Annotated in this window: 8 protein-coding genes; 6 read left to right on the top strand and 2 right to left on the bottom strand. The window is 71.9% G+C overall.

What is annotated here, in order from left to right; all coding sequences use genetic code 11:
* Positions 1-119 precede the first annotated feature (119 nt).
* The 3 genes from EST92_RS14270 to EST92_RS14260 all read left to right on the top strand — a co-directional run bounded on the left by EST92_RS14270 (position 120) and on the right by EST92_RS14260 (position 2,202).
* The gene (locus tag EST92_RS14270) at positions 120-803 is read left to right on the top strand and encodes a response regulator (protein ID WP_129251350.1); all 684 of its coding nucleotides are present in this window, start codon (positions 120-122) and stop codon (positions 801-803) included.
* Positions 804-912: 109 nt separating this feature from the next.
* Positions 913-1,311 (top strand): OB-fold nucleic acid binding domain-containing protein, encoded by a 399-nt coding sequence (locus EST92_RS14265; RefSeq protein WP_189096321.1) that lies wholly within the window; start codon positions 913-915, stop codon positions 1,309-1,311.
* Between the two features lie 117 nt (positions 1,312-1,428).
* Positions 1,429-2,202, top strand: coding sequence for a DUF3159 domain-containing protein (locus tag EST92_RS14260; protein WP_129281305.1), 774 nt, complete (start codon positions 1,429-1,431; stop codon positions 2,200-2,202).
* 84 nt (positions 2,203-2,286) lie between these two features.
* Here the strand turns inward: EST92_RS14260 and EST92_RS14255 are convergent, their stop codons facing one another.
* Together EST92_RS14255 and EST92_RS14250 are read right to left on the bottom strand one after the other, a co-directional pair.
* Positions 2,287-2,958, bottom strand: a complete 672-nt coding sequence (locus EST92_RS14255; RefSeq protein ID WP_129251348.1) for a TrkA family potassium uptake protein — start codon at positions 2,956-2,958, stop codon at positions 2,287-2,289.
* A complete protein-coding gene (locus EST92_RS14250) occupies positions 2,955-3,623 on the bottom strand; it encodes a TrkA family potassium uptake protein (RefSeq protein WP_129281303.1) in 669 nt (222 codons plus the stop codon). The genes EST92_RS14255 and EST92_RS14250 overlap by 4 nt, the downstream gene beginning before the upstream one ends.
* A 329-nt stretch (positions 3,624-3,952) precedes the next feature.
* Between EST92_RS14250 and EST92_RS14245 the strand changes: the two genes are divergently transcribed.
* From EST92_RS14245 to EST92_RS14235, 3 genes are all read left to right on the top strand, one after another.
* A complete protein-coding gene (locus EST92_RS14245; RefSeq protein WP_129281304.1) occupies positions 3,953-5,950 on the top strand; it encodes an NAD-binding protein in 1,998 nt (665 codons plus the stop codon).
* A gap of 356 nt (positions 5,951-6,306) precedes the next feature.
* Positions 6,307-8,358 (top strand): APC family permease, encoded by a 2,052-nt coding sequence (locus EST92_RS14240; RefSeq protein WP_129281302.1) that lies wholly within the window; start codon positions 6,307-6,309, stop codon positions 8,356-8,358.
* A gap of 154 nt (positions 8,359-8,512) precedes the next feature.
* On the top strand, positions 8,513-9,841 hold the full coding sequence (locus tag EST92_RS14235; RefSeq protein ID WP_129281301.1) for a class I SAM-dependent RNA methyltransferase: 1,329 nt from the start codon (positions 8,513-8,515) through the stop codon (positions 9,839-9,841).
* The last annotated feature ends 110 nt before the right edge of the window (positions 9,842-9,951 follow it).

Here is a 9,951-nt window from a genome sequence, read left to right as displayed (position 1 = left end):
AGTGATGGGGGTGGTCCGTACGGCCCGGGCCACGACATGAGCCGGGCCGTACGGACCACCCCCATCACTCGCCCCGCGGGTACGGCCCGCGGGGCGACGACACCGCGAGGAGAACGCCAGTGAACCGGGTGCTTGTGGTCGATGACGAGCCGCAGATCGTCCGCGCCCTCGTGATCAACCTGAAGGCGCGCAAGTACGAGGTCGACGCCGCCCCCGACGGGGCCACCGCGCTCAAACTCGCGGCCGCCCGCCACCCCGATGTCATCGTCCTCGACCTCGGCCTGCCCGATATGGACGGCGTCGAGGTGATCAAGGGGCTCCGGGGCTGGACGCGGGTGCCGATCCTGGTGCTCTCCGCGCGGCAGACCTCCGACGAGAAGGTGGAGGCGCTGGACGCCGGCGCGGACGACTACGTCACCAAGCCGTTCGGCATGGACGAGCTGCTGGCCCGGCTGCGGGCGGCGGTGCGCCGGGCCGAGCCGACCGGGCCGGCCGACGACGAGGTGATCGTCGAGACCGCGGGGTTCACCGTCGACCTCGCCGCGAAGAAGGTCAACCGCGGCGGCCGGGACATCCGGCTGACCCCCACCGAGTGGCATCTGCTGGAGGTCCTGGTCCGCAACGCGGGCCGGCTGGTCAGCCAGAAGCAGCTGCTCCAGGAGGTCTGGGGCCCCTCGTACGGCACCGAGACCAACTATCTGCGGGTGTACATGGCCCAGCTCCGCCGCAAGCTGGAGAGCGACCCCTCACACCCGAAGCACTTCATCACCGAGCCGGGCATGGGCTACCGCTTCGAGCAGTAGGACCCCCTCGGCGCCCTGCTCCGCGCCCGCCCGGCGGGTTTGTGAGCCGGGTACGAAGTCCGCGTGCGGGCCGTGAGTCCGGGACGCGGCCACCGGTACGCTGGGGCGTATGAGTGCTGGGACCCGATCCGAGAAGCCGGCCGGTCGCTTCCGCCGGATGCTCGACCGGCTGTCCTCCTCCGAGGAGGAGCTGCAGTCCGCCGAGCTGCAACAGGATGCGCAGAACGCGGGGTGCACCCGGATCTGCGACTGCGACGACCGTCAGATAGTGAAGGTCACCGGCACCCTGCGGCATGTCACGCTGCGGCCGCGCGCCGGAGTGCCCGCGCTGGAGGCGGAGCTGTTCGACGGCTCCGCGGCGCTCGACGTGGTGTGGCTGGGACGCCGCTCCATCGTCGGGATCGAGCCGGGCCGGAAGCTCATCGCCTCGGGCCGGGTCTCGCTGAGCCACGGACGCCGGGTGCTCTTCAACCCGAAGTACGAACTCCGACCGCTCGGACAGGAGTAGCCGGTGACGTCTTACGACCGACCGACCACTGACGCGCACGCCGACCCCGATTCCTCCGCAGGCCCCTCGTCCGCCCCGCCCGGCCAGGACGCCGAGGGTGCCGTCGACGGCAGGCAGGTGACCGAGGCCGCGCTGTTCGAGGCGTTCGGCGGCGTGCGCGGCATGGTGGAGACCGTGGTCCCCGGCCTGCTGTTCGTCACGATCTTCACGATCAACAAGGACCTGCACGTCTCGGCGATCGCCGCGCTGGCCGTCTCGCTGGTGCTGGCGGCGGTGCGCCTGGTCCGCAAGGACACCGTCAAGCACGCGTTCAGCGGTGTCTTCGGGGTGGCCTTCGGCGTGGTCTTCGCGATGATGACCGGCAACGCCAAGGACTTCTATCTGCCGGGCATGCTCTACACCCTCGGCCTGGCCACCGCCTACATCGTCACCACGCTCGCGGGCGTCCCGCTGATCGGGCTGATGCTCGGCCCGGTGTTCAAGGAGAACCTCTCCTGGCGCACCCGCAACCCCGGCCGCAAGACGGCGTACGCCAAGGCCAGCTGGGCCTGGGGGCTGATCCTGCTCGCCAAGTGCGCGATCCTCTTCCCGCTGTACTGGTGGGCCGACACCACGCAGCTCGGCTGGATACTGATCGCGCTGAAGATCCCGCCGTTCCTGCTCGCGGTCTACCTCACCTGGATCTTCCTGGCGAAGGCACCGCCGCCGATCGACGTCTTCGCCGAGATGGAGGCGAAGGAGAAGGCCGAGGAGGAAGCCGAGGAGCGGCGCCGTATCGAGCGCGAGACGCTGGACCGGGTCGCCGACGACCTCGGCCGGGACCTCGTACCGGAGATCACGGCCGAGCCCCCGGCCGACCGCCCGCAGGGCGGGGGCCGCCACCGCCGCTGACGCCTTTGCGCGCACCGAACGCCGGGGCCCGGGAACCGCTCGGTTCCCGGGCCCCGGCGTCGTCGGTGGGCCGGAGGGGCCGGGTTACGACTCCTCGTGCCGCACCGACAGCAGGTCCTCCAGCTGCTCCTCACGCGACTGCGCCGCGACGAACAGCAGCTCGTCACCGGCTTCCAGCGCGTCCTCCTTGTTGGGTGTGAGCACCCGCGTGCCGCGGATGATCGTGACCAGGGAGGTGTCCTGGGGCCACTCGACATCGCCGACCCGGGTGCCGGCCAGCGCGGCCTCAGGCGGCAGCGTCAGCTCGACGAGGTTGGCGTCGCCGTGGCTGAAGCGCAGCAGCCGTACGAGATCGCCGACGCTGACCGCCTCCTCGACCAGGGCCGACATCAGACGCGGCGTGGAGACCGCGACATCGACGCCCCAGGATTCGTTGAACAGCCACTCGTTCTTGGGGTTGTTGACCCGTGCGACCACCCGCGGCACGCCGTACTCCGTCTTGGCGAGCAGCGAGACGACGAGGTTGACCTTGTCGTCGCCGGTCGCCGCAATGACGACATTGCAGCGCTGCAGCGCCGCCTCGTCGAGTGAGGTGATCTCGCAGGCGTCGGCCAGCAGCCACTCGGCCAGCGGCACCCGTTCGACCGAGATGGCGGTCGGCGCCTTGTCGATGAGCAGGATCTCGTGGCCGTTTTCCAGCAGCTCGCCGGCGATCGAGCGGCCCACCGCGCCCGCGCCTGCAATCGCGACCCTCATGAGTGCGCCCCCTCAGGACCCGTGGCGAATGCCGCTTCGACCTTCTCGACCTCGTCGGTGCGCATCATCACGTGCACCAGGTCGCCTTCCTGCAGCACCGTCTGCGAGGTCGGCAGCATCGCCTCGCCCAGCCGGGTGAGGAAGGCGACGCGGACGCCGGTCTCCTCCTGCAGCGTGCTGATCTTGTGCCCGACCCAGGAGGGGGCGGTGTGCACCTCGGCGAGCTGCACGCCGCCGCTCGGGTCCCGCCACAGCGGCTCGGCCCCCGACGGCAGCAGCCGGCGCAGCATCTGGTCGGCCGTCCACCGGACGGTGGCGACGGTGGGGATGCCCAGGCGCTGGTAGACCTCGGCGCGGCGCGGGTCGTAGATACGGGCCGCGACGTTCTCGACGCCGAACATCTCGCGGGCCACCCGGGCGGCGATGATGTTGGAGTTGTCACCGCTGGAGACGGCCGCGAAGGCGCCCGCCTCCTCGATACCGGCCTCGCGCAGGGTGTCCTGGTCGAAGCCGACGCCGGTCACCCGGCGGCCACCGAAGGACGAGCCCAGGCGACGGAACGCGGTCGGGTCCTGGTCGACCACCGCGATGGTGTGCCCCTGGCTCTCCAGGGTCTGTGCCAGCGCGGAGCCCACGCGCCCGCACCCCATGATGACGATGTGCATGCTGATTACCCCGTGCCCTGTACTAGCGCGATGACCTGCACAAACACCCTGCTCACTACTTTCTTCTCCCAGTACCGGCGACACGAGGCCACGGCTCGCGACACGGACCCGGCAGGGTAACGGGAGCGCCGCCCGCACCGTGGTCCGGTACAACCGTAGCCGCAATGCCGGTCCTGGTAGGGGGCGCGGTGGGCGGCATTCGGATGTGGCCTGCCCGGTGGGGCGACGGTCTCCCGCGGCCGGGCTGCGCCGTGCCGGGTCCGTAAGGCACGCTGAACCGTGTGCCCAACCTGCCTCTCCAGCCCCAACAGGGCTCATACACCTCGCACATGGTGGTCTGCGGCGACGATGCGCTGGCGCACCGGCTCGCCGCCGAGCTCCGGGACGTCTACGGCGAACGGGTGACGCTGGTCGTCCCCTCCGCCCGGGAGCCGCACCGGCCCCGCATCCCGCCGCCGGCCCGCGCGCTGGACCGGGCGACCGCGCTCCTGGGCCGGGTGTCGGCGGCGGTCGCCCGTACCTCGCCGGTGCCGTCCGAGGCGCCCGGGGACGATGCGGAGCCGCCGGAGGAGACCGTACGGATCCTGGAGGCGGCGCAGCCGGACGACGTGGCGCTGACCGAGGCGGGCGTCGCCGAGGCGGGCGCGCTGGCGCTGGTCTACGACGACGATGAGCTCAACATCCACGCCGCGCTGCGCGCCCGCCGGCTCAATCCCCGCCTGCGGCTGGTCATCCGGCTCTACAACCGCAAACTCGGCCAGCACCTGGAGGAGTTGCTCGACCAGGCCGCGGCGGTCACCGGCCTGGGCGCCGACGGCGGCGGGGACGCGGTGGGCGCCGACGCGGTGGATGCCGACGCCTCCACGACGGTGCTGTCCGACGCCGACACGGTGGCCCCCGCGCTGGTGGCCACCGCGGTCGCCGGGACCAGCAAGGTCATCGAGGCGGACGGGCTGCTGCTGCGGGCGGTGGAGCGGCCGCCGGTGCCTCCCGGCCGGCCCGGTGACCCCGGCCTGTGCACCCTGGCGCTGCTGCCCGCCTCCGCCAACGACCCCGACCAGGAGCCGAGTTCGGGCAGCGGCGAGGACGGGCAGCTGCTGCCGGACGATGCCGCGGTCAGGGACGCCGCCGGCTGCGGCACCGTCGTCCTGGAGACCGTCTCCTATACGGGGCGGCCGGTGCGCCCCGCCCGGCTGCGGGGCCGGGGCGCCCCCCTCGCCTCGCTCTTCTCCCGGCGGCTGCGCTGGTCGCTGGCCGGCGTCGTCGGCGCGGTGCTGGCGCTGGCCGTCGCGTCCTGGCTCACCACCGGTCTGGAACCGGTGCACGGCGCCTATCTCACGCTGCTGGACCTGTTCGCGATCAACGACCCGGCGCTCGGCCAGCCGCTGCCCCGCAAGATCCTGCAACTGCTGTCCGGACTGACCGGCCTGTTGCTGCTGCCGGTGCTGGTCGCGGCCGCGTTCGAGGGGCTGGGCACCTTCCGCAGCGCCTCGGCACTGCGCCGCCCGCCGCGCGGTCTGTCGGGGCACGTGGTGCTGCTCGGCCTCGGCAAGGTCGGCACCCGCGTCCTGGCGCGACTGCACGAGATGGGCATCCCCGTGGTGTGCATCGAGGCGGACCCGGAGGCGCGGGGCATCGCACTGGCCCGCCGGCTGCGGGTGCCCACCGTCCTGGGGGACGTCACCCAGGAAGGAGTCCTGGAGGCCGCGATGATCGAGCGGGCGGCCTCGCTGCTCGCCCTCAGCAGCGCCGACACCACGAATCTGGAGGCCGCCCTCTACGCCCGCAGCGTCGCCCCGCGATTGCGGGTCACCCTGCGGCTGTTCGACGACCGGTTCGCCACCGCCGTCTACCGCACCCTGCGCGCCGCGCACCCCCGGGCGCTCACCCGCAGCCGCAGCACCTCCTTCCTGGCGGCGCCCGCGTTCGGCGGCGCGATGATGGGGCGGCAGATCCTGGGGGCCATTCCCGTCGAGCGCCGGGTGCTGCTGGTCGCCCGGGTCGAGGTGCGTGGCAATGCCGCGCTGGAGGGCCGTACGGTCGCCGAGGTGCTGCGGCCGGGCCGGCTGCGGGTGCTGGCGGTGGACACCTGCGCCCCCGACGACCCGGAGGCGCAGGCCGCGGCCGCCGCGCCACCGCCGGACGCCGAGCGCGAACCGGCCCGCCTGGTGCACGAGCTGGGCGACGACTACGTCCTGCGGCCGCAGGACCGGGTGCTGCTGGTGGCCACCCGGCAGGGACTGGGCGATCTGCACGCCCGGCAACCACGGGCCACCGGAGCCGGGGCCGGCGCCACCCGAGCCGGGGCCGGGGCCGGGCAGGGCTGAGCCCGGGCGGAAAGGGGGCCGGGCGGGGCCCGGCTTCGGCCCGGCCCCCTTTCGGTCCGCCGCCCGCCGCCCGCCCGCCGCGGGATCTCACCGTGACCGCCGCATCGCGCCCCGTCACCGCCGGGATCACTCCGTGACGGGCCCCGCCGTTCCTGTGACGGGCACCGAGGGTGCGTGACGAACGCCACAGGCCCCACCGCCGCGTTGGCGACGTGCGCGCGACGTGCGGATCCTGTGCGAGAACTGGTCCGCGCGGCGTCCCTCAGCAGGCCGGATGCACCCCGCCCGGCGCGCCGCGCAGGTCAGTGCGGGGAGCGGGTGGGCGCGGACCTTGACGAAGGCTTAGCATCCTCTGCGTGTCCAAACTGACCGACGTGCCCAAACGGATCTTGATCGGGCGCGCACTGCGCAGCGACAGGCTCGGGGAGACCCTCCTTCCCAAGCGCATCGCACTCCCCGTCTTCGCCTCCGACCCGCTCTCCTCGGTGGCCTATGCGCCCGGCGAGGTGCTCCTCGTCCTGTCCGTCGCGGGTGTGTCTGCGTACAGCTTCAGCCCGTGGATCGCGGTCGCGGTCGTGGTGCTGATGTTCACCGTCGTCGCGTCGTACCGGCAGAACGTGCACGCCTACCCGAGCGGCGGTGGCGACTACGAGGTCGCCACCACCAACCTCGGCCCCAAGGCGGGACTCACGGTCGCCAGCGCACTGCTCGTCGACTACGTGCTGACCGTTGCGGTCTCCATCGCCTCCGGCATCGAGAACCTGGGCTCCGCGATCCCGTTCGTCGTCGAGCACAAGACGCTCTGCGCGATCGTCGTCATCGTGCTGCTGACGCTGATGAACCTGCGGGGCGTCAAGGAGTCGGGCAAGCTCTTCGCGATCCCGACGTACGTCTTCGTGGCCGGCGTCTTCATCATGATCGCCTGGGGCGTCGTCCGTGCCGTGGTCATGGGCGACACGATGAAGGCCCCCACCGCCGACTACTCCATCCACGCCGAACAGGGCGGCCTGGCCGGCTTCGCGCTGATCTTCCTCCTGCTGCGCGCCTTCTCCTCCGGATGTGCCGCGCTCACCGGCGTCGAGGCCATCTCCAACGGCGTGCCGGCCTTCCGCAAGCCGAAGTCCAAGAACGCCGCGACCACCCTGGCCCTCATGGGCGGGCTGGCCGTCACCATGTTCTGCGGCATCATCGGCCTGGCCATGGCCACCAACGTCAGGATGGCCGAGAACCCGGCCACCGACCTGCTCCTCCACGGCAAGCCGCTCGGCTCCGGCTACACCCAGAACCCGGTCATCTCGCAGGTGGCCGAGGCGGTCTTCGGCAAGGGCAGCTTCCTCTTCGTCATCCTGGCCGCCGCCACCGCACTGGTGCTCTTCCTCGCCGCCAACACCGCCTACAACGGCTTCCCGCTGCTCGGCTCGATCCTCGCCCAGGACCGCTATCTGCCGCGTCAGCTGCACACCCGCGGCGACCGGCTGGCGTTCTCCAACGGCATCGTCCTGCTGGCCGGCGCCGCCGCGGTCCTCGTCTACCTCTACGGCGCGGACTCCACCCGGCTCATCCAGCTCTACATCGTCGGCGTCTTCGTCTCCTTCACGCTCAGCCAGACCGGCATGGTCCGTCACTGGAACCGCCATCTGCTGACCGAGACCGACCCGGCCGAGCGCCGCCGGATGCACCGCTCGCGCGCCATCAACGCCTTCGGCGCCTTCTTCACGGGCCTGGTCCTCGTCGTCGTCCTCCTGACGAAGTTCACCCATGGCGCCTGGGTCGCGCTGCTCGGCATGGTCGTCTTCTTCGTCACGATGTCCGCGATCCGTCGCCACTACGACCGGGTCGCCGACGAGATCGCCGCCGAGGACACCCCCGACGACGACGTGGTCCGCCCCTCCCGGGTGCACTCCCTCGTCCTGGTCTCCAAGGTGCACAAGCCCACCCTGCGCGCTCTGAACTACGCCAAGCTGATGCGCTCCGACAGCCTCGAAGCGGTCAGCGTGGACGTCGACCAGGCCGACACCAAGGCCCTGCGCGAGGAGTGGGAGCGCCGCGGCATCGAGGTCCCGCTGAAGGTCCTGGCCTCGCCCTACCGCGAGATCACGCGCCCCATCATCGACTACGTCAAATCCCTGCGCCGGCAGAGCCCGCGCGACGCCGTCTCCGTCTACATCCCCGAGTACGTCGTCGGCCACTGGTACGAGCACCTGCTGCACAACCAGTCCGCCCTCCGTCTCAAGGGCCGCCTCCTGTTCACCCCGGGCGTCATGGTCACCTCCGTGCCCTGGCAGCTGGACTCCTCCGAGGCCGCCAAGCTGCGCGCCCGCAAGCGCGCGGAGTGGAACGCTCCGGGTGCCGTCCGCCGCGGTCCGGTCGCCCAGCCGAAGAAGGACAAGGCGGCCACCAAGAAGTAGCCGCTGGCCGGACCGGCGTCACGGCGCCGGTCCGGCCGGCACGGTGGCCACGACGGGGCGCGGGCCCGGGGCACCACACGCCGGGCCGTAGACTTGACGGTCGGCGTCCCGCCGTACCGCCCCGGCACCACCCCACCTCAGGAGCCCTCCCGCCATGCAGGCAGAACCCAAGAAGTCGCTGGTCGGCGAGGAGTACGAGGTCGAGGTCGGCCCGGTCGCCCACGGCGGCCACTGCATCGCCCGCACCGACGAGGGCCAGGTCCTCTTCGTACGCCACGCCCTCCCCGGCGAACGCGTCATCGCGCGCGTCACCGACGGCGAAGAGGGCGCCCGCTTCCTGCGCGCCGACGCCGTCTCGATCCGCGACGCGTCCAAGGACAGGGTCGAGGCCCCCTGCCCCTTCTCCGGCCCCGGCCGCTGCGGCGGCTGTGACTGGCAGCACGCCAAGCCGGGTGCCCAGCGACGTCTCAAGGGCGACGTGGTCGCCGAACAGCTGATGCGGCTGGCCGGGCTGACCCCCGAGGCGGCAGGCTGGGACGGCACCGTCGAGCCGGCCCCCGGCGACAAGGTCGCCAAGGGCGAGGTACCGGCCTGGCGCACCCGCGTCCAGTACGCCGTCGACGCCGAGGGCCACGCGGGCCTGCGCAAGCACCGCTCGCACGACATCGAGCCGATCACCCACTGCATGATCGCCGCCCCCGGCGTCTCGGAACTCGGCATCGAGAAGCGCGACTGGCCCCAGATCGCCACCGTCGAGGCCATCGCCGCCACCGGCTCCCACGACCGCCAGGTCATCCTCACCCCCCGCCCCGGTGGCCGCCTCCCGATCGTCGAACTCGACAAGCCGGTCTCGGTCATGAGGGTCGGGGAGAAGGACGGCGGCGTACACCGCGTCCACGGCCGCCCCTTCGTCCGCGAACGCGCCGCCGGCCGCACCTGGCGGGTGGGCAACGGCGGCTTCTGGCAGGTCCACCCGAAGGCAGCCGACCTCCTCGTCGAGGCCGTCATGCAGGGCCTGATGCCCAAGAAGGGCGACATGGCCCTCGACCTGTACTGCGGTGTCGGTCTCTTCGCCGGCGCCCTCGCCGAACGCGTCGGCGACAAGGGCGCGGTCCTCGGCATCGAATCCGGCAAGCGCGCCGTCGAGGACGCCCGCCACAACCTCGCCGACCTCGACCGCGTACGCATCGAACACGGCAAGGTCGAATCGATCCTCCCCCGCACCGGCATCACCGACGTCGACCTCGTCGTCCTCGACCCACCCCGCGCCGGCGCCGGCAAACAAACCGTCACCCACCTCGCCTCCCTCACCCCCCGCCGCATCGCCTACGTAGCCTGCGACCCGGCCGCCCTCGCCCGCGACCTCAAGTACTTCGCAGAGGCGGGCTATGCGCCGCGGCGGATGCGGGCGTTTGATTTGTTTCCGATGACGCATCATGTGGAGTGTGTTGTCATCCTTGAGCGGGCGGCTAAGGCTTCCTGACCTGCGGTTTTGTGGTGTTCCTGGTCCGCTTCACCTGTTTCCGTCCGTACAACAGCTGCACGCGAGGCTGGTCGGCCATACGCGTCTGACCTGCGGATTCATCGGGCTCG

The sequence above is a fragment of the Streptomyces sp. TM32 genome, assembly GCF_004122755.1.
GTDB lineage: Bacteria > Actinomycetota > Actinomycetes > Streptomycetales > Streptomycetaceae > Streptomyces > Streptomyces sioyaensis.
This window is presented reverse-complemented; position numbering and strand designations above follow the sequence as displayed.

Excerpts from the sequence above, each read along its gene's own strand:
- EST92_RS14265 (WP_189096321.1), top strand. The coding sequence starts at position 913 with ATGAGTGCTGGGACCCGATCCGAGAAGCCGGCCGGTCGCTTCCGCCGG.
- EST92_RS14255 (WP_129251348.1), bottom strand. The coding sequence starts at position 2,958 with ATGAGGGTCGCGATTGCAGGCGCGGGCGCGGTGGGCCGCTCGATCGCC.
- EST92_RS14250 (WP_129281303.1), bottom strand. The coding sequence starts at position 3,623 with ATGCACATCGTCATCATGGGGTGCGGGCGCGTGGGCTCCGCGCTGGCA.
- EST92_RS14245 (WP_129281304.1), top strand. The coding sequence starts at position 3,953 with ATGGTGGTCTGCGGCGACGATGCGCTGGCGCACCGGCTCGCCGCCGAG.
- EST92_RS14235 (WP_129281301.1), top strand. The coding sequence starts at position 8,513 with ATGCAGGCAGAACCCAAGAAGTCGCTGGTCGGCGAGGAGTACGAGGTC.